This is a genomic window from Streptomyces sp. NPDC005485 (assembly GCF_040606085.1).
In the GTDB taxonomy this organism is placed as follows: domain Bacteria; phylum Actinomycetota; class Actinomycetes; order Streptomycetales; family Streptomycetaceae; genus Streptomyces.
Genome location: NZ_JBEXDZ010000154.1, coordinates 1 through 23,107 on the forward strand (window position 1 = coordinate 1; position 23,107 = coordinate 23,107).

Below are 23,107 nucleotides of genomic sequence, written 5' to 3' on the forward strand. Positions count from 1 at the left end.
ACCTCGCCGACACCTTCCGCAACGCGGGCCTGCCCGTCGAGGTCGCCCGCACCGATCACGGGACCTCTCTCCCCGCCGCCGTGGACCTCGCCGCCCCACGACCCTCCCCGACTTCAGGTTCCGCTCAGGTTGCCGTTCCAGAGTCGTCGGCGCGGGGCCGGCCGTGAGGGGCGTGCCCACGATTCAGGGAGTCAGCGCCGATGACCGAGTTCGACACCGCAGAGTCCACCGCCGAGGAACCGCTCCCGGAGGCGGGCCGCAGAGCCCACGCGAATCGCCGCAACTTCATGCGCAAGGTCTTCTTCGCCGGCGGGGCCACGGCGGTCGCGACGATGGGCGGGGCCGGCGCCTGGGCCGCACTCGCCGACGATGCCACGGGAACGGCCGACGCGACCGCCTCCGCCTCCCCGAGCGGCGCACCCAGCGGAGCGCCCAGTGGCGGCCCGGGCGGCGGCACCGGCGGTCCCGGCAACCAGTCGATCACCGAGGATTTCTTCGGCCTCACCACCGACGGCAAGCGGATCGACGACCTCTACACGATCCATTCCACGGGCGTGGCCACCGCTCCGGTGATCGCCGCCGCGAACGCCTTCCTGGCCGGGCTCACCGACACCCAGAAGACCGCGACGCAGTTCACCGTCCACGCCACCGAGTGGCGGCTGTGGAGCAACGTCGACTCCTACACGCGTCAGGGTGTCACGCTCGCCGACATGACGGACGATCAGAAGGCGCTGGGAACAGCCCTGTTGAAGTCCGCGCTCAGTGCGGACGGCCTGGAGACCACCGAGAAGATCCGCCGGATCAACCAGGCGGCCGGTGAGGCGATCAACAACACCAAGTCCTTCAACGAGGACGCGTACTACTGGACGCTGATGGGCACCCCGTCCGCCACCGAGCCCTGGGGCTTCCAGTTCGACGGCCACCACCTGGTCGTCAACTACTTCGTTCTCGGCGACCAGGTCGTCATGAGCCCCTGCTTCTGGGGCTCCGAGCCGACCTCGATGGAGATCGACGGCGAGACCGTCACCGTCGTCCACGAGGAGGTGCTCGCCGGCCTCGCGTTCATCAACTCGCTGACCACCGCGCAGCAGGCGGTCGCGATCGCGTCCTCGACCAAGTCGAACGAGTCGATGAAGGCGGGCGCCTTCTCCGACAACGCGGTCCAGGAGTACACGGGCCTGCGGGCCGACGTGCTGAGCGGCGCACAGAAGAAGAAGCTCCTCGGCATCGTCGAGGCGTTCGTCGGCCGCGCCAAGGCCGACGTGGCCAAGGTGAAGATGGCCGAGGTCCGCAAGTACCTCAACGACACGTACGTCACCTGGGCCGGCGGCACCGGCGCCGATGACGCCTTCTACGTCCGGGTGCACAGCCCGGTCGTCTGGGTCGAGGTCGACTGCCAGGCGCCGGGCCCGCTCGCGGGCGCGTACGGCGCCACGCAGGGCAGCGGCGCCACCCAGAAGCACGTCCACTCCGTCTTCCGCACGCCGAACGGTAACGACTACGGGAGGGAGCTGCTGCGACAGCACTACCTGACGTCGCCTCACCACCGGTGACCACACGGGCAGTTGGGAAGCACATCTTCTCAACGCCACGCACACGCCTGTGAGTTCTCAGTCATGGCGAGGGCCGCACCCCTTTCGGGTGCGGCCCTCGTTGCGCCGGGCGTTTACAGAGGTGCCGCCGCGCGCTAGCTTCACCAGTGAGTGAGGTGGGAGCGCTCCCATATCTCGGCGGACCGGAACCCGCCGGGCCGGGACCGCTCCCACCTCGCGCGGAACCCCCACGGCATCGAGCGAAGGAGCTCTTGTCATGTACTTAACAATTCCGCGATTATCGTCACCTTCCCGCGCCCGCCGCAGAGCCTTCCTCCTCATCCTGCTGGCCCTCCTCACCACGATCCCGGCCCTCGGCCTGGTCGTCTCGACGGGCGGGAAGGCCGAGGCCCACGGCACCCCCATGAAGCCCGGCAGCCGTACCTTCCTGTGCTGGCAGGACGGACTCACCGACACCGGTGAGATCAAGCCCGTCAACCCGGCCTGCAAGGCGGCGCAGCAGGTCAGCGGCACCACGCCCTTCTACAACTGGTTCTCGGTGCTCCGCTCCGACGGTGCCGGCCGCACCCGTGGCTTCGTGCCCGACGGGGAGCTGTGCAGCGGCGGCAACCCGAACTTCAAGGGCTTCAACGTCCCGCGCAGCGACTGGCCGCTCACCCACCTGACCTCGGGCGCGACGGTCGACTTCTCCTACAACGCCTGGGCCGCGCACCCCGGTTGGTTCTACGTCTACATCACCAAGGACGGCTTCGACCCGACCAAGACGCTCACCTGGAACGACATCGAGGAGCAGCCGTTCCTCAGCGTCGACCACCCGCCGCTGCACGGCTCACCGGGCACGGTCGAGGCCAACTACTCCTGGAGCGGCAAGCTTCCGGCGAACAAGTCGGGCCGCCACATCGTCTACATGGTCTGGCAGCGTTCCGACAGCGCGGAGACCTTCTACTCCTGCTCCGACGTCGTCTTCGACGGCGGCAACGGCGAGGTCACCGGCATTCACGACCCGGGCAACCCGACCGACCCCGTGCCCGGCAAGTGCTCCGCCACCCGTCGTACGACGAACAGCTGGTCCGGCGGCTACCAGGCCGAGGTGACCGTCACCAACACCGGCGATGTGCCGATGCTCGGCTGGATGGTCGACTGGTCGCTGCCCGGCGGGCAGTCGGTGGCCAGCCTCTGGAACGGAAACGCGACGTACACCGGGCAGGAGGTGATGGTGCACAACGCCGACTGGAACGGGTCGCTGAGTCCGGGTGGCACCACGACGTTCGGATACGTCGTCCAGGGCTCGGGCGACGATCCGTCGACCACGCTTCCGTGCCAGGTTGGTTGAGTCGCTCAGGGCGGACCGGGTGGGCGTTCGGGACTCACCCGGTCCGCGAGCCCGAGCGCGGTCGGGGGAGTTCCCGGCCCGGGATGGAACATGGCTTGTGATGACGACGGCCGTGGCGTGCGACAACGTTGTCGAGTGGTCTATACAAACTCTACCGCCTCAACGGACAACGATGTCAAGTCAGTTGACCGGCTACCGGCGACCGAGGAGGTTTCCCAGGTCGTGAGGGGCGGGCTCCCGGTTGGGCCATCGGGGTCCGTGCCGAGCGCGTCACCGGTGTCGCACGCGGTCTTCCGTGGTACCGGTGGCGCACGTTACTGTCCCTGCGGCTTGTGCGACCTGTGGTGCGCGACCCGTCCGAAGGAGGAGGGGCCGCGTCATGCGTTTCCGTCCGTCATCCGTGCTGCTCGCCGTCGTCCTGACAGCCGGCGGCGCCATTCCGGCCCTGGCCGCGCCCGCGGCCGCCCCACCGGACCTGGTCCGGGACCCCACCCCGTACGTCGACCCGCTCATCGGCACCAAGAACGGCGGCAACGTCTTCCCCGGCGCCGTCGTGCCGTTCGGCATGCTCGCCTGGAGCCCCGAGAACACTCGCGGCGACGCGACCCGTACGGCCGCCCCCGGCGGCTACCAGTACGACGCCACCCGCATCCGGGGCTTCAGCCTGACCCACATGTCCGGCACCGGCTGCGCGGGCGGCAGCGGGGACATCCCGTTCTTCCCGTACGCCGGTGAGGTCACCTCCTCCCCGGCGAGCGACACCAAGGACGCCGTGTACGCCGCGGACTTCAAGCACACCGACGAGACCGCGGAGCCCGGCCACTACAAGGTGGGCCTCGCCTCGGGCGTCACCGCCGATCTCACGGCAACCGCGCGCACCGGTTCCGGCCGCTTCACCTTCCCCGCGGACAAGCCCGCCTCACTGCTGATCCGCACCGCCAACTCCGAGGTGGGCTCGACGACTTCGGACCTCCGCATCGACTCGGCGGCCCGCACCGTCTCCGGCTCCGTCACCTCCGGCAACTTCTGCGGATACCTCGACCCCGAGGGCCGACGCGCCTACTACACCCTCCACTTCACCGCCCGCTTCGACCGCGCCTTCAAGGCGACCGGCACCTGGCAGGACGACAAGCTGAGCCCGGGGTCGACGCAGGCGAGCGGCGGCACCGGCGGGTTCGCGCAGGGCGGCCGTCCCGTCGCCGGCAAGGGCGCGGGCGGCTATGTCGAGTTCGCGCCCGGCGCGGACCCCGTGAACGTCAAGGTCGGTATCTCCTACGTCAGCCGGGCGGGCGCCGAGGCGAACCTCGCCGCGGAGAACCCGCCGAAGAGGTCCTTCGACGCTGTGCGTGCGGCGGCTCACCGGGCCTGGCGGGACCGGCTGGGCGCCATCGGGACCGGCGGCGGCACGGACGCCGAGCGCACCACCTTCTACACCGCGCTCTACCACTCCCTCCTGCACCCGAACGTCATCAGCGACGCCGACCGCAGATACCGGGGGAGCGACGACAAGGTGCACGTCGTGCGCCGCGGCCACCGGGCCCAGTACGGCACCTTCTCCGGCTGGGACGTCTACCGCTCGCAGGTCCAGCTCCTCACCCTCCTCGATCCGCGCACCGGCTCGGACATCGCGCAGTCACTGCTCGAACTCGCCCGGCAGAACGGGGGAGTGTGGGACCGCTGGCTGCACGGCGCGAGCGGCACCCACGTCATGAACGGCGACCCGTCGGCGCCCGCCCTCGCAGGGATCCGGGCCTTCGGCGGCACCGACTTCGACCTGCGCGGCGCGCTGGACTCGCTGGTGAAGGCGGCGACGGAGCCGACGCCGCAGGACCTGTCCGCGGCGGGCAAACCGGTGCTGTCCGTGGGGCAACGCCCCTCCCTGGACAAGTACATGGAGCACCACTACATGCCGTCCGTCTCCAACGCCTGGGGCGGCGCGGCCGAGACCCTCGAAATGTCGGGCGCGGACTTCGCGATCTCCCAACTCGCCCGAGCGGCAGGCGAGAAGGTCACCGCCACCACCTTCGCCAAGCGCTCCCAGTGGTGGCAGAACAACTTCAACATCGCCGCCGATCCCACCGGCGGCTACATCGCGAACCGCAAGGCGGACGGCAGTTGGGTCACCGGCTTCACCCCGGCCACCGGAAACGGCTTCGTCGAGGGCACGGCCGCCCAGTACACCTGGATGGTGCAGCACGACCCCGCCGGGCTCTTCGCGGCGATGGGCGGCCGCGACAAGGCCATGGCCCGCCTGGACACGTTCTTCCACAACGCCGACGGCAGCTGGGCCTTCTCCGGCAGCGGTGGAGACAAGTCCGAGCTGGACAACGAGCCCTCGGTCAACGTGCCCTATCTGTACGCGTACGCGGGCGCTCCCTACAAGACGCAGGAGACGGTCCGGGCGGCGATGGGGAAGCTCTGGTCGACGCAGCCCGGCGGCATCCCGGGCAACGACGACCTGGGCGAGATGTCGTCCTGGTACGTCTTCTCCGCGCTCGGCATGTATCCCCAGGTGCCCTCCCGCCCCGAACTGACCCTCGCCTCACCGCTGTTCCCCCGCGTCCACATCGACCGCCCGGGCGGCCACGACATCGAGATCCGGGCCGCGGGAGCCGCCGCCGACTCGCCGTACATCCAGTCCCTGAAGGTCAACGGCCGTACCAGCCACCGCCCTTGGCTCCCCGCCTCCTTCGTACGGGACGGCGGAACCCTCGACTACACCCTCTCCGGCACGGCCGACCGCACCTGGGGCACGGACGCGGCCGACGCCCCGCCGTCCTTCCGCGAGGGCGAGCAGCCGTACCAGATCGGCGTGGGCCCGACGGCGGCGATGCTCGCCCCCGGCGGCAGCACGAAGATCGGCATCCGTGCGCTCGCGCTGAACGGCGCCGCCGGGCCCGAGGTCCGCTTCCGGGTGCGGACCCCCGACGGTGTGACCGCGACACCCGCCGAGGGCACGGTCACCGACGGCTCCCAGGAGATCACCCTGTCCGCCGAGGACACCGCGAAGCAGGGGTTCTACGACGTCAGGGTCACCGTCACGTCCGGCGACACGTCGTACGAGCAGCCGGTGGCCCTCACCGTCGCGGCCCCCGGCTCGCTGCCGGCCGCGTACAACAACACGGGTGTCTCGGACGACGACGGCGAACACGACGAGGCCGACTTCGACGGCGGCGGCTGGAGCTACTCCCGGCAGGCCCTCGCCGCGGCGGGCCTGACCCCCGGCAAGCAGGGCACGGTGTCCGGCGGTCTCGCCTTCACCTGGCCCGACTCGCCGTCGGGCCGCCCCGACAACGCCTCGGCGACCTCCCAGACCATCGAACTGCCAAGCTCCGCAACCGAGTTGAGTTTCATCGGCAGCGCCGTGAACGGCAACCAGCAGACCAAGGCGACTGTCACCTACAGCGACGGCAGCACGGAGTCCGTCGACCTCTCCTTCACCGACTGGACCGTCGGCGGCGGAGGCGGCACCGTCCAGTACGGCAACGAGGTCGTCGCCAAGACCGCGTACCGCAACGTCGCGGGCGCCGACAAGGATTCGGTCCCCACGTACGTCTTCGCGACCAAGCCGTTCACGGCTCCGGCGGGCAAGAACATCCGGAGCGTGAAACTGCCGGACAACGCGGATCTGCACGTCTTCACCCTCGCGGTGCGCTGAACAGCCGATCCCCGCAAGGCAGTCCGCCTCCGCCGGTGCTCCGTCCGGCGGAGGCGGTAGCGTGTGCGGCTCCGACGCCCCCTGCCCCGGAGGAGCCATGAGCCGGCGATCGACAGCGCTGCGGCGCACCGCCTTCTGCCTGGCGCTGACGCTGCTGCTGGGGGCTTTCGCCGGGTGCGGCGCCATCGGCGATCAGAAGAAGTCGACGATCTCGGTGCCGGAGCTGTTCTATCTGCGACCCACCGGGGACCACTCCGGCCCGACCAACAAGGTGCCCTTCCACGTCGAGGCCGAGGACGTGAAGGCGAGAAGCCGGTACGGAACGCTGGACCATGAACTGATTGTGGACGTCACGGGATCCGAGGGCGCGGTACGGCTGGAGATCGCGGACATCCGCAAGAAGAACCCCCGGTGCGCGGGGGACGCCGCCCGCGTCGTCTGCCACGTGAGCGGGACCTACAACAGCTGGTCGGACCTGGACCGGGTCTATCCGGTCGCCGCTCATGGCAGCAAGCCGGGCGACAGCGGACTGGTCCGCTTCAGCTTCGGCACCCAGAAGGGGAAGAAGCTCACCGCCCGCACCCGGGTCGTCGTCGGTGAACCCGTGGTGAAGATGCGCACGACCAAGGTGTTCAAGGACGTCGGCCCGGGCTCGGTCCTCAGCGCCCCGGTCGTGGTCCGCAACACCGGAGAGGTGCCCGTGCGAGGCGTCGGCCTGAAACTCGCCGTCCAGTCCGGCGTGAGTTTCGAGCACCGGTACGGCAACTGCCGCTACCCGGAACTCCAGAAGGACTCCCTCGCGGTGTGCGAGTTCCCTGCGCTGCACATCCCGCCCGGCCGGGCGGTCACCCTGCACCCGGACCTGGCGCTGAACGTCTCCACGACCGAGATGTACGCCTCCTTCCATCAGGAGGCGTGGGCCCTGGACATGGGACCCGCCAAGTACAGCGTGGTGCCGAAGGGCGGTGACCTCGGCGACGGCCCGCGACTGAAGGTCGGCGCCGCGACGAAGGCCGACCTGACCGGCACGTTCACCGGCGGTGACGTGTGGAGCCAGGTGCGCGTGGACACCCATGCCGACTTCGAGGTCTCTCCCGTCGAGGTGCACGGCGCGCGCGACTCCGAGCAGACCGTCCACCTCAAGGTCCGCAACAACGGTCCCGCCAACCCCGGAGGCGCGAAGCTGCTGTTCGCCCCACCGCCGGGCACCACCGTGGTCAAGCAGCCCATGGAAGCGATCGACGAGGACGTGTACGAGCCCTACTGCGACCTGGACGAGGGCACGTACTCCTGCTTCGTGCAGGGCGGCCTCGACGCCGGGAAGGCGCGCACCTTCGACTTCACGCTCAGGGTCGGCGGCCCCGGCGAGGGCAGTGTGCGGGTGACGGACACTGCCGACACCGGCCGCCGCGACCCCGACCCCGCCAACGACACGGCACCGGTTACCGTCCTGCCGTAACCGGTGCCGCGCGTTCAGTGCTTCCGTGCTTCAGGGCCCCCGCGTCAGGCCAGCAGCTCCACCTCCGCCAGCGTCGCCGCGCCGTCGAGGACCAGGCGGTAGTGCGTGTACGGGCCCGGGTCCGCGACCGAGAACGCCCGGGTCTGCCGGTCCCACGTGAAGGACTCGCCGGAACGCCGGTCGACGTCGGCCCACTTGGTGCCGTCGCTCGAACCCTGGAGGACCCAGCCGGTCGGCGCCTTCGAGCGGTCCGACGACGTCAGCGTGTACTGAACCGCCCGGGCATCACCGGCAGTCGGCAGGTCGACCGACGTGACGCTCGTGTCGGTGGCCGAGGTGTTGTCGAAGAGCGCGCCGCTGCCCTTGAGGACGTCCGCGCGGGGCGTGGGCACCTTGTCGTCCTGGGTGATCGACGCCGGTGCCGCGTTCTTCCCGCTGCCCCAGGCGGACGGCTTCGCGCCCATCTCGAAGCGCAGGACCCCGCCGTGTTCGAGCAGTTCGTGCGGCAGTGAAGTCGACTTCCACGTACGGCCGTTGACCTTCACGCCCTGCACGTACACGTTCCGCGCACTGTTCTTCGGCGCGCTGATCACCAGGTCCTTGCCGTTCTCCAGGTGGACGGTCGCCTTGGTGAACAGCGGGGAGCCGATGGCGTATTCGCCGCTGCCCATCACCAGCGGGTAGAAGCCGAGCGAGGAGAACAGGTACCAGGCGGACTGCTCGCCGTTGTCCTCGTCGCCGTGGTAGCCCTGGCCGATCTCGCTGCCGGTGTAGAGGCGGGAGAGGACCTCGCGGACGTTCTTCTGCGTCTTCCAGGGCTGCCCGGCCGCGTCGTACATGTAATTCACGTGGTGGGCCACCTGGTTGGAGTGTCCGTACATGCCCATGCGCACATCACGGGCCTCCGTCATCTCGTGGATGACCCCGCCGTACGAGCCGACGAACTCGGGCGAGGCGGTCTCCGGCGTGGCGAAGTACGTGTCGAGCTTCTGCCCCAGCGCGCCGCGGCCGCCGTACAGGTTCGCAAGGCCCCGGCTGTCCTGCGGCGCCGTGAACGCGTACCCCCAGCCGTTCGTCTCCGTGTAGTCGTAACCCCACACGCGTGGGTCGAACTTCGAGGAGTCGACCCGCCAGCCGCCCTTCGCGTCCCGGCCCTGGAAGAAGCCGGCCTTGGAGTCGAAGAGGTTGACGTAGTCCTGGGCCCGGTTGAGGAAGTAGGCGGCCTCCTCCTTGTAGCGCTTCTTGCCGGTCTTCTTGTAGAGCGCCTGGCCCATCCTCGCGATGCCGTAGTCGTTGACGTAGCCCTCCATCGCCCAGGAGAAGCCCTCGTTGGTGTCGGTGCTGGTGTACCCGAGGAACGGGGAGGTCGCCATGCCCTTGCGGCCGACCCCGGACGAGGGCGGCACGACCGTCGCGTTCTTGACGGCGGCGTCGTATGCCGCCGCCGCGTCGAAGTGCACGCCCTTCACGTACGCGTCGGCGAACGCCACGTCCGACGACGTGCCGGTCATCAGATCCGCGTACCCGGGCGAGGACCAGCGCGAGGTCCACCCGCCGTCCTTGTACTGCTGAACGAACCCGTCGACCATCTCACCGGCCTGAGAGGGCGTCAGGAAGGAGTACGCCGGCCAGGTCGTCCGATAGGTGTCCCAGAAGCCGTTGTTGACGTACACCTTGCCGTCGACGATCTTCGCGCCGGTGTGCGTGGGCGTGTCCGGATTCGGCATCGGGGAGAACGGCGAGGCGTACTGGAACTTCGAACCTACCTTCTCGAAGCCCGAGTTGGGGTACAGGTACAGCCGGTACATGCTGGAGTACAGCGTTGTCAGCTGGTCCGGTGTCGCGCCCTCCACCTCGACCTTGCCGAGGAGCTTGTCCCACTGGTGCCGGGCGCGGTCCTTGACCGCCTGGAAGGAGGTGCCGTCCGGGATCTCCTGGCGCAGGTTGTCCTTGGCCTGGTCGACGCTGATGAGCGAGGTGGCGAGGCGCAGGGTGACCGTGTGGTCGGCGCCGGGCTTGAACTTCAGATAGCCCTTGACCCCGCTGGAGTCGCCCTCGGTCACCGGTGCGTCGAACGTCCCGTAGACGAAGAGCCGGGTCGCCCCCGTCGACAGGCCCGACTTCACGTCCGAGTAGCCCGTGACCACTCCGGCGGCCTTGTCGAGCGTCAGCCCCGCCTGCTCCGTCACGTTGTCGAAGACCACGCTCGCGTCGTCACCGGGATAGGTGAAGCGCAGCGCGGCCGCGTGGTCCGTGGGCGCCATCTCCGCCTTGAGGCCGTTCTCGAACTTCACGCCGTAGTAGTACGGGCGCGCCGTCTCGTTCTCGTGCCGGAAGGCCAGCGCACGGGCGGCGCGGCCGGTGTCCGGGGTGCCGGACGCGGCCGACGGCATCACCTGGAAGGTCTGCCGGTCGCCCATCCAGGGGCTCGGCTCATGGCTGGCACTGAACGCCTGGACGGTCGGCAGGTTGTCCGCGTTGTTGGCCCGCGCATAGTCGTAGAGCCAGCTCAGGGAGCCCGCGTTGGTCACCGGCGTCCAGAAGTTGAAGCCGTGCGGCACCGCGGTCGCGGGGAAGTTGTTGCCGCGCGAGAAGCCGCCGCTGGAGTTGGTGCCGCGCGTCGTCAGCGCGTAGTCGGACAGGTGGGCCTTCGGCTTCTGGGGCGCCGCGACCTTGAGGGCCACGTCGTCGAGCCAGCCGCGGAACTTCGCCGGGCCCTTGGGGGAGTCGTACGCCACCAGAATCCGGTCGACCGTCTTCCCGGAGGCGACGGAGCCGATCCGCGAGGCGACGTTGTTCCACTGGTTGACGTACAGCACCTTCGCCGCGCCCTGTCCCTGCGGCGTCAGCGCGAACCCGTGGCTGTCGGTCGCCTTCAGGTCGCTCAGATAGGTGCCGTCCGTGAACGCCAGGTCCACGGACACGTTCGTGGCGTCGTAGTCCCGGTCGCCGTCCGCCATCGACGGGAAGATCCGGTACGACAGCTCGGTGTCCCGCCCGACCGCCACATCGACGTCGAAGACCTTGTTGTACGAGTACGCCCGGCCGTCCGCCTTGTGCGTGCCGGCGTACCTGAGGGCCCGCTTGCCGGTGAAGCCCGCGCCGGCCTTGGCGGTGGGGGAGCCGCTCGGGCCGCGGTCCACCAGCGAGAGCATGTCCTTGGGCGCGGGCTCCTCGCTGCCGCCCGTCGAGAACTGGACATCGGACAGCTGGAGGATGTCCCCGCCGTTGTTCTTCGTGACGTCGAGCCGGAAGTGCTGGTACTCGACGGGACTCGCGATGTCGTACGTCTGCGTCCGGAACCGCTCGGGGAAGGACTCGCCGGTGCGCGTGTCGAGGGTCTTCCAGTCCTTGCCGTCCGTGGAGCCCTGAAGGGTCCAGTCCTCGGGGTCGCGCTCGTCGTGGTCGTTGGCCGACGTCAGCGCGTACGTGACGACCTTGACCGGCGCGTCCAGGTCGAACTCGGCCCAGCCGGTGGGCTCGAAAGTGAGCCACTTGGTGCTCGGCTCACCGTCGACGAGGTTCTCCTTCACCTCGCCCGCGCCCGAGTTCTCCCCGCTCGCCCGGACATCGGTGACATGGTCGGTCACATTGCCGGGGATGCCGCTGCTGTAGCCGCCGTCGACGCCATCGGCCCGTTTCGTACCATCCGCTGACGTATCGACCGTATTCAGCCAGTCCGGTGCGGGATCGCCCGACTCGAAGGACGAGGCGAACTCCCGGTCGGCGGCAGCCGCTCGGGCGGGCAGGGCGACCGCCGCGCCCTGCGAGGCCGCCACCAGGGCCAGGGCCGCCACCCCCAGGACCGTCGGAGCACCCCACTTGTAACGAGCTCTGTGATGCATGCGAGAGCACCCTCCCTGCGCGCTGGACAACGTTGTCACATTCGCTGCGCAAGGATCAGTAGGGGGTCAAGTTGTCAGTGATGTCAAGGGTGTTGGATGCGGCATCCGGGGTGCATGTCGTACGACTGGTGACTTATCACGCACGCGGCAGGAGGCCTCGTGGAATGGATCTTCGCCGGGGCCGCGCACAGGGGCCTCATATTTCCGAGAGGTCTCAACTCGGAAAAGACCGACAGCCAACCTTGCATTCGATCTTGCTCCGCTGGCGGGAAGTGGACTATACCTGTCGGCGTCTGCCCCGCCGTTCGATCGGTCGGGCACGAGCCCCGGGGGAGGCGGAAAGGGTGGTTTGACGTGCCGTGCACACCGGCTGCCGTGTATTCCCACCGATCCCGGAACATCACCTACTCAGTACTGCCCGCATTTCCTGCATGACCCCAGCTTGACCTAACTGCGGTGCCGGGGAGGATCCGGTTCACCGCCTGAGTCCTGGAGAAGGCGAGGACTTGAGCATGGGATCCACTTCCGCCGAGAACAGCAGCACCGAAGGCGTCGGCCGCCGCGATCTGATCAAGCGGTCCGCAGCACTGGGCCTGATCACCGTCCCCACCATGAGCTTCCTGTCCGCCTGCGCGAGCGGCGGCGGAGACGACAGCTCCGGCGACGAGAACCAGGGCAAGACCAGCAAGAAGAACCCCTTCGGCGTGGACAAGGGCACCAAGGTCGACGTCGTCGTCTTCAAGGGCGGATACGGCGACGACTACGCCAAGGCCTGGGAAGCCGCCTTCGACAAGAAGTGGGGCACCAAGAGCGTCCACACGGGCACCCAGGAGATCACCGGCAAGCTCCAGCCCCGCTTCAACAACAACACCCCGCCGGACATCGTCGACGACTCCGGCGCCCAGCAGATCAAGCTGGACGTGCTCGCCAAGAACGGCCAACTGCTCGACCTGGCCGCCGTGCTCGACGCCCCGTCCATCGACGACCCGAGCAAGAAGGTCCGCGACACCCTCATCCCCGGCACGCTCGACCCGGGCCTGCAGGGCGGCAAGGTCGTGGCCCTCAACTACATCTACACGGTGTGGGGCCTGTGGTACTCCGGCAAGCTCTTCAAGGAGAAGGGCTGGGAGGTGCCGAAGACCTGGGACGACTTCCTCGCCATCTGCAAGGACGCCAAGTCGCAGGGCATCGGCGGCCTCGCCCACCAGGGCAAGTACCCGTACTACATCAACGTCGCCATCATGGACCTGATCGCCAAGAAGGGCGGTCTGGACGCCATGAAGGCGATCGACAACCTCGACCCGAAGGCGTTCGTCGGGTCCGACGCCGCCCAGGCGGCCATCGAGGCGATCTACGAGGTCGTCGAGAAGGGCTACCTGCTGCCGGGCACCAACGGCCTCACCCACACCGAGTCGCAGACCCGCTGGAACCAGTACAAGGCCGCGTTCATCACCTGCGGCTCCTGGCTGGAGAACGAGCAGCTCAAGCAGACCCCGGCCGACTTCGACATGAAGTTCATGCCGATGCCCAACCTGCCCGGCAGCGCGCTGCCCTTCGAGGCGATCCGGGCCGGCTCGGGTGAGCCCTTCATCATCCCCGCGAAGGCCGGAAACCTGCCTGCCGCCAAGGAGTTCATGCGGAGCATGCTCTCCAAGGAGTGGTCGACGCTCTTCGCGCAGAAGGCCAACTCGCTCACCATCCTCAAGGACGGCGTCGCCACCGGCGTAAAACTGCGTCCGGGTACGCAGTCCACCGTTGAGGCATCGAAGGCGGCGGGCGACAATACCTTCAACTATCTGTACCCCAACTGGTACAGCGAGATGGGCACCGCCATCGAGAACGCGTCCAACGAGCTGATGTCCAAGCGTATTCAGCCGAAGGAATGGCTGAAGCGGGCTCAGGCCGCCGTCGACAAGGCCGCCAAGGACCCGGCGTCCAAGAAGAACCACCGCGACTGACACGCAACCCGGAACACCAGGGTCACGCACACCCGGAACACCAGGGGCAGGATGCCATGCGAAAAGGGCAGTACCGGTTCGTCGCGGGGTTTCTCCTCGCTCCTTTGGCGCTGTATCTGATCTTCGTGATCTGGCCGTACATACAGACCATCGGCTACTCCTTCACCGACTGGACGGGCCAGTCACAGAAGTTCAGCTTCGTCGGCCTGGACAATTACACGGCGTTGTTCAAGGACGACGTGTTCATGGGCGCCATCTGGCACAACATCCTGTTCCTGGTGTTCATCCCGGTGATCACCATCCTGCTCGCCCTCTTCTTCGCCTTCATGGTGAACGCGGGCGGGCGGGGCCGGGCCGGCGGTGTCGAGGGCGTCGCCGGCTCGAAGTTCTACAAGATCGTCTACTTCTTCCCGCAGGTGCTCTCGCTCGCGATCGTCGCCGTCCTGTTCGGCGCGCTCTACCGAAGTGACGGCGGTGGCCTGCTCAACGGCATCCTGATCAAGCTGGGCCTCGTCGACGCGAACAATCCGATCGAGTGGATGAACGAGCCCAAGCTCGTCCTGTGGTGCCTGATGGCGGTGGTGGTCTGGCACGGCGTCGGCTTCTACCTGGTGCTGTTCTCGGCCGCCATGCAGTCCATCCCGAAGGACATCTACGAGGCCGCGCTGCTCGACGGCGCCGGCCGCGGGCACACCTTCTTCCGGGTCACCCTGCCCCTGCTGTGGGACACGGTGCAGACGGCGTGGGTCTACCTCGGCATCATCGCGATGGACATGTTCGTGCTCGTCTCCACCATGACCCAGGGCACCGGGTACGGCGGCGGGCCCGACCACCACAGCGACGTCATGGCGAACGTCATGATGCGCAACTTCCTCTACTTCGGAAAGAGCGGCTACGCCTGCGCCATGGGCGTCGTCATGCTGCTCCTCACCCTGGTCCTGTCCGTGGTCACGCTGCGCGCCACCCGCCGCGAGCGCATCGAGTTCTGAGCGGGAGAGAGACCATGAGCGCACCCATCACCGAACCGACCAAGGTCGACACACCCGGCGTACCCCCCGGAGGCACGGTAAAGAAGGCCCCGCCGCGGCCCGGCGACAAGCGCAGCGAGGGCATGACCCTCAATGTCTTCTCGCACGGATTCCTCGCCCTGTGGGCCGTGTTGATCATCCTTCCGCTGCTCTGGCTGGTCCTGAGCTCCTTCAAGACCGACGCGCAGATCGGCGGCTCGGCCCTGGGCTGGCCCTCCAACTGGCAGCTGGACGTGTTCAGCAGGGCCTGGGACAAGGGCATCGGCGACTACTTCGCCAACACCCTCATCGTGCTGGTGTTCTCGGTCCCGCTGACCATGCTGCTGGGCTCGATGGCGGCCTATGTGCTGGCCCGCTACGAGTTCCCGGGCAACCGGCTCGTCTACTACTTCTTCGTCGGCGGGGCGATGTTCCCGGTGTTCCTCGCCCTCGTGCCGCTGTTCTTCATGGTCAAGCGGCTCGACATGTTGAACACCTACCAGGGTCTGATCCTGGTGTACGTCGCCTACTCGATGCCGTTCACCGTGTTCTTCATGCACGCCTTCTTCCGCACGCTGCCGAACGCGGTCTTCGAGGCCGCGGTCCTGGACGGCGCCTCGCACAGCCGGGCGTTCTTCCAGGTCATGCTGCCGATGGCGAAGCCCGGCCTGCTGAGCGTCGGCATCTTCAACGTGCTGGGCCAGTGGAACCAGTACATCCTGCCGTCGGTGCTGATGCAGCCGCAGAAGGGCGGCGATCCGGAACGGTACGTGCTCACCCAGGGCCTCATCCAGCTCCAGCAGCAGCAGGGCTACGCCACCGACCTGCCCGTCCTCTTCGCCGGCGTCACCATTGCCATGATCCCGATGCTCGTCGTCTACCTGTCCTTCCAACGCCAGGTCCAGGCCGGTATGACCTCGGCCACGCTCAAGTAGCCCTGCCGCACGTTTCGCTCGTCCAGCGCCTGCGCCACCCTCGCTCCAGGGGGTGGCGCAGGCGTCTTCGGGAAAGAGGCCGCGGCGCGACGGGGTGTGAACCGAAGGGAGAGCGTCCCTGCGGTTCGCGGCCGAAAGGGTGACAAATTACGCACGGCCGGGCTTCCGCTGGTGTGGCGTGCGTCACGGATGTCGTTGCGTCCCTGGTCAGCGCCTTGCCTCCGGCGTCAGGGCTGGGTTTTCCGCTTCCGAGGCGTCGCGCATCGTCCGGGCCGGGCCTTCATCTGTGTGCCCTATTGCCCAGATGTGGCGCAACCTCTTGACGGGAGGTAACCCAAACGGCTCAGCTTAGAGTTCACTAGTTGGACATAGACGGGGCCTCATTGTGGCGGCCCCGTACGCGGGAGGTCGTCGTGGAGACTCCGGGGTCGCAGTCGTCGCTGCACCGGGCCAATCTGGAGCGCGTCGTCCGTGCGGTGCGGCTTGCGGGCTCGCTGACGCAGGCGGAGATCGCGAGGACGACGGGCCTGTCCGCCGCGACCGTCTCCAATATCGTCCGCGAGCTCAAGGACGGTGGAACGGTCGAGGTCACACCCACTTCGGCCGGGGGCCGCAGGGCCCGCAGCGTCAGCCTGAGCGGCGATGCCGGCATTGTCATCGGCGTGGACTTCGGGCATACGCATTTGCGCGTCGCGGTCGGGAATCTCGCCCACCAGGTGCTCGCCGAGGAGTCCGAGCCGCTGGATGTGGACGCGTCCGCCGCGCAGGGCTTCGACCGGGCGGAGGAGCTGGTCAGTCGCCTGATCGCAGCAACCGGGGTCGACCGGTCGAAGATCGCGGGCGTGGGGCTCGGTGTACCCGGCCCGATCGACGTCGAGTCCGGGACTCTGGGCTCCACCTCGATCCTGCCGGGCTGGACCGGCGCGAAGCCCGCCGAGGAGCTGCAGGGGCGGCTCGGCGTGCCCGTGCACGTGGACAACGACGCCAACCTCGGCGCCCTCGGCGAGCTGGTCTGGGGCAGTGGGCGCGGCGTCAAGGACCTGGCGTACATCAAGGTCGCCAGCGGTGTCGGCGCGGGACTCGTCATCAGCGGCAAGATCTATCGCGGCCCGGGTGGCACAGCGGGAGAAATCGGGCATATTACTCTTGATGAATCCGGCCCCGTCTGCCGCTGCGGCAACCGGGGCTGCTTGGAGACCTTCGCGGCGGCGCGCTATGTGCTGCCGCTCCTCCAGTCCAGTCATGGCACGGATCTGACCATGGAAGGAGTGGTCAGGCTGGCACGGGACGGAGACCCGGGCTGCCGTCGTGTGATCGCCGACGTCGGTCGACACATCGGCAGTGGAGTCGCCAATCTCTGCAATTTGCTGAACCCGAGCCGGGTGGTCCTCGGCGGCGACCTAGCGGAAGCCGGCGAGCTGGTTCTCGGGCCCATAAGGGAGTCTGTCGGCCGCTACGCGATCCCGAGTGCGGCACGCCAACTGTCCGTTCTCCCGGGGGCACTTGGGGGCCGTGCGGAGGTGCTCGGAGCACTCGCTCTCGCGCTCAGCGAGATGGGTGATTCGACCCTTTTGGACGGCACGCTGCATGCAGTGACCCCTGCCTTCACTTAGAGAACGGATGGCACCGTTGCCATCTCGTTAAGGATTTACTTCTTGACGTCGCACGTGTGGCCGAGTTGACTTCCAGCCACCTCGGCCGCAACGTCGCGGCCTCGTCAGGGAGGTTTCTGAAGTGAACACGCGTATGCGTCGTGCCGCCGTTGCTGTCGCCGCTGGTGCGATGGCCGTATCGCTGGCTGCCTGTGGCAGTGCCAAGGAGTCCGGCGACAAGAGTGAGGCTTCGAAGTCCGCTTCGAAGAAGGGCGACGCGATCAAGGTCGGTCTGCTCCTGCCGGAGAACGAGACCGCGCGTTACGAGAAGTTCGACAAGCCCTTGATCGAGAAGAAGGTCAAGGAGCTCACGAACAACAAGGGCGAGGTCGTCTACGCCAACGCCAAGCAGCAGGCCACCACCCAGGCCCAGCAGGTCGACACGATGATCACCAACAAGGTGGACGTGCTGATCGTGGACGCGGTGGACTCCAAGGCCATCGCGAGCGGCGTGAAGAAGGCCAAGGAGGCCGGCATCCCCGTCGTCGCCTACGACCGCCTGGCCGAGGGTCCCATCGACGCCTACACCTCGTTCGACAACGAAGAGGTCGGCCACGTTCAGGGCAAGGCGCTCCTGACGGCCCTGGGCGCCAAGGCCAAGCCCTCCGCGAAGATCGTCATGATGAACGGCGCGATCACCGACCCGAACGCCGCCCTCTTCAAGAAGGGCGCGCTCGCCGAGCTCAAGGGCAAGGTCGACATCGCGAAGTCGTACGACACCAAGGAGTGGAAGCCGGAGAACGCCAACGCCAACATGGAGGGCGCGATCTCGGCGATCGGCAAGGACAAGATCGTCGGCGTCTACTCCGCCAACGACGGCATGGCGGGCGGCATCATCACCGCCCTGAAGGCCGCGGGCGTCTCCCCGCTCCCGCCGGTCACCGGCCAGGACGCCGAGCTCGCCGGTGTGCAGCGCATCGTCGCGGGTGAGCAGTACATGAGCGTCTACAAGCCGTACGCCCCCGAGGCCACCGCCGCCGCCGAGATGGCCGTCGCGCTCGCCCAGGGCAAGTCGCTCGACTCGGTCGCCAAGGACAAGGTCGACAGCCCGACCACCAAGGCCGTCCCGTCGGTCATCGTCCCGGTCATCTCGCTGACCAAGGCGAACGTCAACGACACCGTCATCAAGGACGGCGTCTACACCGCCGCCGAAATCTGCACGGCCAAGTACAAGGCGGCCTGCGACAAGCTCGGCATCAAGTAAGTCACCGCAGGTCTCTATCCGCGTACGGGAATTCGTCCTTGAATTCCCGTACGGGACTTGCGCTCCAAGCCCCTCCGGCACCCCGCCGTCAAACAGCCCCGCAAGCTAGGCGGGGTGCCGGACGGAACTCCCCCCGATCTTTCTGCACAACCTCCCGCCGGGTCAGGCGGCGAAGGAGATGGTTCACGTGTCCGCTACGCCTGTTCTGGCGTTGCGCGGGGTCTCGAAGCGGTTCGGTGCCGTTCAGGCGCTCACCGACGTAGAGCTCGAGGTCCACGCCGGTGAGGTGGTCGCCCTGGTGGGCGACAACGGCGCCGGGAAGTCCACGCTGGTCAAGACGATCGCCGGCGTGCATCCCATCGATGAGGGCGTCATCGAGTGGGGCGGCAAGGCAGTTCAGATCAACCGGCCGCACGACGCCCAGAGCCTGGGCATCGCGACCGTCTACCAGGACCTCGCGCTGTGCGACAACATCGACGTCGTCGGCAACCTCTTCCTGGGCCGCGAGCTCAAGCGCCGCGGCGTTCTGGACGAGGTCGAGATGGAGCGCCGCGCCCGCGAGCTCCTGCAGACGCTGTCGATCCGCATCCCCAGCGTGCGCATCCCGATCGCCTCGCTCTCCGGCGGTCAGCGCCAGACCGTGGCCATCGCGCGCTCCATGCTCGGCGAGCCCAAGCTGGTCATCCTCGACGAGCCCACCGCGGCCCTCGGTGTCGAGCAGACCGCGCAGGTCCTCGACCTGGTGGAGCGGCTGCGCGAGCGAGGCCACGCAGTCATCCTCATCAGCCACAACATGGCCGATGTGAAGGCCGTCGCCGACAAGGTCGCCGTACTGCGGCTCGGCAGCAACAACGGCGTCTTCGAGGTCAAGTCGACCTCGCAGGAAGAGATCATCTCCGCCATCACCGGCGCCACGGACAACGCCGTGACCCGTCGTGCGGCGCGCAGCAACGGGGAGGCTCAGAAGTGAGCATCGACAAGACCTCCGCCACGCCGGAGGACCAGCACATCGTCGAGAACCCCGAGGCCGCCGCCGGAGCCGACGTAGCCGTCGACCCCCGGCTGCTGGTGCGCGAGCGCGGTCTCGCCGGCTACCTGGACGAGTTCAAGCGCAAGATGCGCGCGGGCGACCTGGGCTCCATGCCCGTCGTGGTCGGCCTGATCATCATCTGCGCGATCTTCCAGAGCCTGAACTCGGCCTTCCTCTCGGCCGAGAACCTGAACAACATCGCCGTCGCCATGGTGGCCACCGGCATGATGTCGGTAGGCATCATCTTCGTGCTGCTGCTCGGCGAGATCGACCTGTCGGTCGGCTCGGTGAGCGGTGTCGCGGGTGCGGTCACCGCCGTACTCAGCGTCACGCACGGCATGAACGAGTGGCTCGCCGTGATCATCGCGATCGCCAGCGGCGCTGCCATCGGCGCGATCCACGGGTTCTTCTTCGCCAAGATCGGCGCGCCCGCGTTCGCGGTCACGCTGGCCGGCCTGCTGTTCTGGCTCGGCTTCATGCTCCAGATCCTGGGCGAGAACGGCACCATCAACCTCGATGGCGACGGCGTGGTCGGCAAGCTGACCACGTACTACTTCATGGACGTCGCGGCGGCCTATGCCCTCGCCGTGGTCGCGGTCGCGGGCTTCTTCCTCTCCTCGTACCTGGACAGCCGCCGCCGTCAGGCCGCGGGCGTCCCGTCCCGGCCGCTCGTCGACATCCTGGTGCGCACCGGCGCGCTGGCGATCGTCGCCTTCGCCGCGGCGGTCATGTTCAACCAGTACAAGGGCCTGCCGCTGGCGCTGCTGCTCTTCGTGGTGTTCCTGGTCGGCACGGACTTCCTGCTGCGCCGCACCGCGTACGGTCGCAAGATCTTCGCGCTCGGCGGCAGCGTCGAGGCCTCCCGCCGTGCCGGTATCAACGTCACGGCGATCCGGATCTCGGTCTTCTCCATCGCGGGTACCTTCGCGGCCATCGGCGGTCTGTTCTGGGCCTCCAAGATCGCGGCGGCGAACCAGGGCTCCGGCACCGGTGACCTGCTGATGAACGTCATCGCGGCAGCCGTCATCGGCGGCACCAGCCTCTTCGGCGGCCGCGGCCGCACCTGGAACGCGCTGCTCGGTGTCATGGTGATCACCTCGATCCAGTACGGCCTGGCCCTGCAGGGCATCGCCACCCCGATCCAGTACATGATCACCGGTGGTGTGCTGCTGGCGACGGTCGTCATCGACTCCGTCACCCGCAAGACCCAGAAGACGGCGGGCCGCGCCTAGCGGCTGCCCCACCCTGGACGAAGTGCCCGGTACCAATGGCGGTACCGGGCACTTCCATGTGCGGAACGCGTCCGGAACACATGCGAAAAAGGAACGCGTGTACGGGCGATTTACGGCCGTTCGCGTGACGTACACCCCAGAGCCCGGACGCCGCCATGAAAGGCGGAACATTAGACTCGACAGACCCGGCGAAAGCTCGAACAGCTCTACTGCAAGGAGGCACGGGTGCCGCTGCTGACCCGCATCACGGGACCGCGCGATCTGGACCGGCTCAGCCTGGAGCAGCTGGACCAGCTGGCAGAGGAGATCCGGACCTTCCTCGTCGACGCCGTCTCCAAGACCGGCGGCCACCTCGGCCCCAACCTCGGTGTGGTCGAGCTCACCATCGCCCTGCACCGCGTCTTCGAGTCGCCGAAGGACAGGGTGCTGTGGGACACGGGCCACCAGTCCTACGTCCACAAGCTGCTCACCGGCCGTCAGGACTTCTCGAAGCTGAAGATGAAGGGCGGCCTGTCCGGCTACCCCGCGCAGTCCGAGTCCGAGCACGACGTGATCGAGAACTCGCACGCCTCGACCGTCCTCGGCTGGGCCGACGGCCTCGCCAAGGCCAACGAGGTGCAGGGCCGCGGTGACCACGTGGTCGCCGTCATCGGCGACGGCGCCCTGACCGGCGGCATGGCCTGGGAGGCGCTCAACAACATCGCGGACGCCAAGGAGCGCCCGCTGGTGATCGTCGTCAACGACAACGAGCGCTCGTACGCGCCCACCATCGGCGGCCTCGCGAACCATCTGGCGACCCTGCGCACCACCGACGGCTACGAACGCTTCCTGGCCCGCACCAAGGACCTCCTGGAGCGCACCCCGGTCCTCGGCAAGCCGCTCTACGAGACCCTGCACGGCGCCAAGAAGGGCCTGAAGGACTTCATCGCCCCGCAGGGCATGTTCGAGGACCTCGGCATCAAGTACGTCGGCCCGATCGACGGCCACGACATCGAGGCCCTGGAGTCCGCGCTGGCCCGCGCCAAGCGCTTCGGCGGCCCGGTCATCGTGCACTGCCTCACCGAGAAGGGCCGCGGCTACCAGCCCGCCCTCCAGGACGAGGCGGACCGCTTCCACGGCATCGGCCCCATCCACCCGGACACGGGACTGCCGATCAAGGCCTCGGGCGCCGACTGGACCTCCGTCTTCGGCGACGAGATGGTCGAACTCGGCAGGGAGCGCGAGGACATCGTCGCCATCACGGCCGCCATGCTCCAGCCGGTCGGCCTGAAGAAGTTCGCGGACGCCTTCCCGAACCGGATCTACGACGTCGGCATCGCCGAGCAGCACGCCGCCGTCTCCGCCGCGGGCCTCGCCACCGGCGGACTGCACCCCGTCTTCGCCGTCTACGCGACCTTCCTCAACCGCGCCTTCGACCAGGTCCTGATGGACGTGGCCCTGCACAGGTGCGGGGTCACCTTCGTGCTGGACCGCGCGGGCGTCACCGGCACCGACGGCGCCTCCCACAACGGCATGTGGGACATGTCGATCCTCCAGGTCGTACCGGGCCTGCGCCTCGCCGCGCCGCGCGACGCCGACCAGGTCCGCGCCCAGCTGCGCGAGGCCGTCGAGGTGGACGACGCGCCGACCGTGGTCCGCTTCTCCAAGGGCGCCGTCGGCCCGGCGGTGCCCGCCGTGGGCCGGATCGGCGGCATGGACGTACTGCGCGAGCCCGGCACCGACGCCCCCGACGTCCTCCTGGTCTCCATCGGTGCCCTCGCGCCGATGTGCCTGGAGATCGCCGGCCTGCTCGACAAGCAGGGCATCACCACGACCGTCGTCGACCCGCGCTGGGTCAAGCCCGTCGACGAGGCCATGGCACCGCTCGCCGAGCAGCACCGCGTCGTCGTCACCGTCGAGGACAACTCCCGCGTCGGCGGCGTCGGTTCGGCGATCGCCCAGGCCCTGCGCGACGCGGGCGTCGACGTCCCCCTGCGGGACTTCGGCATCCCGCCTCGCTTCCTCGACCACGCCTCCCGCGCCGAGGTCATGGCGGAGATCGGCCTCACCGCGCCGGACATCGCCCGCCAGGTCACCGGGCTCGTCTCCAAGCTGGACGGACGGTTCGAGCGCACCACCGCGCAGGCCGTGGAAGCGGCGGTGGAGTAAGCTCGGTATCACTTCCCGCAGGCAGATACCTCACGCAATCGGCGAACCGGGCACGGCGACCGAACGTTGACCGCGCATGCTCCCGTCGCACCA

General features: G+C 68.2%; 13 protein-coding genes. 12 read left to right on the forward strand and 1 reads right to left on the reverse strand.

From position 1 onward, the window contains the following. Nucleotides 1-200 precede the first annotated feature (200 nt). The 4 genes from ABZS97_RS35395 (at nucleotide 201) to ABZS97_RS35410 (ending at nucleotide 8,003) form a co-directional block, all read left to right on the forward strand. Nucleotides 201-1,553: a DUF3500 domain-containing protein gene (locus ABZS97_RS35395; protein ID WP_356144640.1), complete on the forward strand. Its 1,353-nt coding sequence runs from the start codon at nucleotides 201-203 to the stop codon at nucleotides 1,551-1,553. Between the two features lie 256 nt (nucleotides 1,554-1,809). Beyond that, on the forward strand, nucleotides 1,810-2,886 hold the full coding sequence (locus ABZS97_RS35400; protein WP_356144642.1) for a lytic polysaccharide monooxygenase: 1,077 nt from the start codon (nucleotides 1,810-1,812) through the stop codon (nucleotides 2,884-2,886). 379 nt (nucleotides 2,887-3,265) lie between these two features. After that, entirely contained in the window at nucleotides 3,266-6,544 is a 3,279-nt protein-coding gene (locus ABZS97_RS35405; protein ID WP_356144644.1) for a GH92 family glycosyl hydrolase, read from the forward strand. 97 nt (nucleotides 6,545-6,641) lie between these two features. Further along, nucleotides 6,642-8,003 (forward strand): hypothetical protein, encoded by a 1,362-nt coding sequence (locus tag ABZS97_RS35410; RefSeq protein ID WP_356144646.1) that lies wholly within the window; start codon nucleotides 6,642-6,644, stop codon nucleotides 8,001-8,003. Between the two features lie 44 nt (nucleotides 8,004-8,047). Here ABZS97_RS35410 and ABZS97_RS35415 read toward each other — a convergent pair whose 3' ends face one another. Then, a complete protein-coding gene (locus tag ABZS97_RS35415; RefSeq protein ID WP_356144648.1) occupies nucleotides 8,048-11,848 on the reverse strand; it encodes a GH92 family glycosyl hydrolase in 3,801 nt (1,266 codons plus the stop codon). Nucleotides 11,849-12,360: 512 nt separating this feature from the next. On the opposite strand from ABZS97_RS35415, the gene ngcE reads away from it, so the two are divergent. From ngcE to dxs, 8 genes are all read left to right on the forward strand, one after another. Continuing rightward, on the forward strand, nucleotides 12,361-13,806 hold the full coding sequence (gene ngcE, locus ABZS97_RS35420) for an N-acetylglucosamine/diacetylchitobiose ABC transporter substrate-binding protein (protein ID WP_356144650.1): 1,446 nt from the start codon (nucleotides 12,361-12,363) through the stop codon (nucleotides 13,804-13,806). 56 nt (nucleotides 13,807-13,862) lie between these two features. Continuing rightward, a complete protein-coding gene (locus ABZS97_RS35425) occupies nucleotides 13,863-14,795 on the forward strand; it encodes a sugar ABC transporter permease (protein ID WP_356144652.1) in 933 nt (310 codons plus the stop codon). 14 nt (nucleotides 14,796-14,809) lie between these two features. Next, complete coding sequence (locus tag ABZS97_RS35430) at nucleotides 14,810-15,748, forward strand: carbohydrate ABC transporter permease (protein ID WP_356144654.1); 939 nt, start codon at nucleotides 14,810-14,812, stop codon at nucleotides 15,746-15,748. Nucleotides 15,749-16,161: 413 nt separating this feature from the next. Beyond that, nucleotides 16,162-17,361 carry an ROK family transcriptional regulator gene (locus ABZS97_RS35435; protein ID WP_356144656.1) on the forward strand — a complete coding sequence of 400 codons (1,200 nt, stop codon included), beginning with the start codon at nucleotides 16,162-16,164 and terminating at the stop codon, nucleotides 17,359-17,361. Nucleotides 17,362-17,494: 133 nt separating this feature from the next. Then, nucleotides 17,495-18,604 (forward strand): substrate-binding domain-containing protein, encoded by a 1,110-nt coding sequence (locus ABZS97_RS35440; RefSeq protein WP_356144664.1) that lies wholly within the window; start codon nucleotides 17,495-17,497, stop codon nucleotides 18,602-18,604. Nucleotides 18,605-18,782: 178 nt separating this feature from the next. Then, entirely contained in the window at nucleotides 18,783-19,574 is a 792-nt protein-coding gene (locus ABZS97_RS35445) for an ATP-binding cassette domain-containing protein (protein WP_356144658.1), read from the forward strand. After that, complete coding sequence (locus ABZS97_RS35450) at nucleotides 19,571-20,866, forward strand: sugar ABC transporter permease (RefSeq protein ID WP_356144660.1); 1,296 nt, start codon at nucleotides 19,571-19,573, stop codon at nucleotides 20,864-20,866. Before ABZS97_RS35445 ends, ABZS97_RS35450 begins: the two co-directional genes overlap by 4 nt. A 225-nt stretch (nucleotides 20,867-21,091) precedes the next feature. Continuing rightward, nucleotides 21,092-23,014: a 1-deoxy-D-xylulose-5-phosphate synthase gene (gene dxs / locus ABZS97_RS35455; RefSeq protein WP_356144662.1), complete on the forward strand. Its 1,923-nt coding sequence runs from the start codon at nucleotides 21,092-21,094 to the stop codon at nucleotides 23,012-23,014. Nucleotides 23,015-23,107 lie beyond the last annotated feature (93 nt).

Excerpts from the sequence above, each read along its gene's own strand:
- ngcE (WP_356144650.1), top strand. The coding sequence starts at position 12,361 with ATGGGATCCACTTCCGCCGAGAACAGCAGCACCGAAGGCGTCGGCCGC.
- ABZS97_RS35410 (WP_356144646.1), top strand. The coding sequence starts at position 6,642 with ATGAGCCGGCGATCGACAGCGCTGCGGCGCACCGCCTTCTGCCTGGCG.
- ABZS97_RS35415 (WP_356144648.1), bottom strand. The coding sequence starts at position 11,848 with ATGCATCACAGAGCTCGTTACAAGTGGGGTGCTCCGACGGTCCTGGGG.
- ABZS97_RS35445 (WP_356144658.1), top strand. The coding sequence starts at position 18,783 with ATGGTTCACGTGTCCGCTACGCCTGTTCTGGCGTTGCGCGGGGTCTCG.
- ABZS97_RS35440 (WP_356144664.1), top strand. The coding sequence starts at position 17,495 with ATGCGTCGTGCCGCCGTTGCTGTCGCCGCTGGTGCGATGGCCGTATCG.
- ABZS97_RS35430 (WP_356144654.1), top strand. The coding sequence starts at position 14,810 with ATGAGCGCACCCATCACCGAACCGACCAAGGTCGACACACCCGGCGTA.
- ABZS97_RS35405 (WP_356144644.1), top strand. The coding sequence starts at position 3,266 with ATGCGTTTCCGTCCGTCATCCGTGCTGCTCGCCGTCGTCCTGACAGCC.
- ABZS97_RS35395 (WP_356144640.1), top strand. The coding sequence starts at position 201 with ATGACCGAGTTCGACACCGCAGAGTCCACCGCCGAGGAACCGCTCCCG.
- ABZS97_RS35425 (WP_356144652.1), top strand. The coding sequence starts at position 13,863 with ATGCGAAAAGGGCAGTACCGGTTCGTCGCGGGGTTTCTCCTCGCTCCT.
- ABZS97_RS35400 (WP_356144642.1), top strand. The coding sequence starts at position 1,810 with ATGTACTTAACAATTCCGCGATTATCGTCACCTTCCCGCGCCCGCCGC.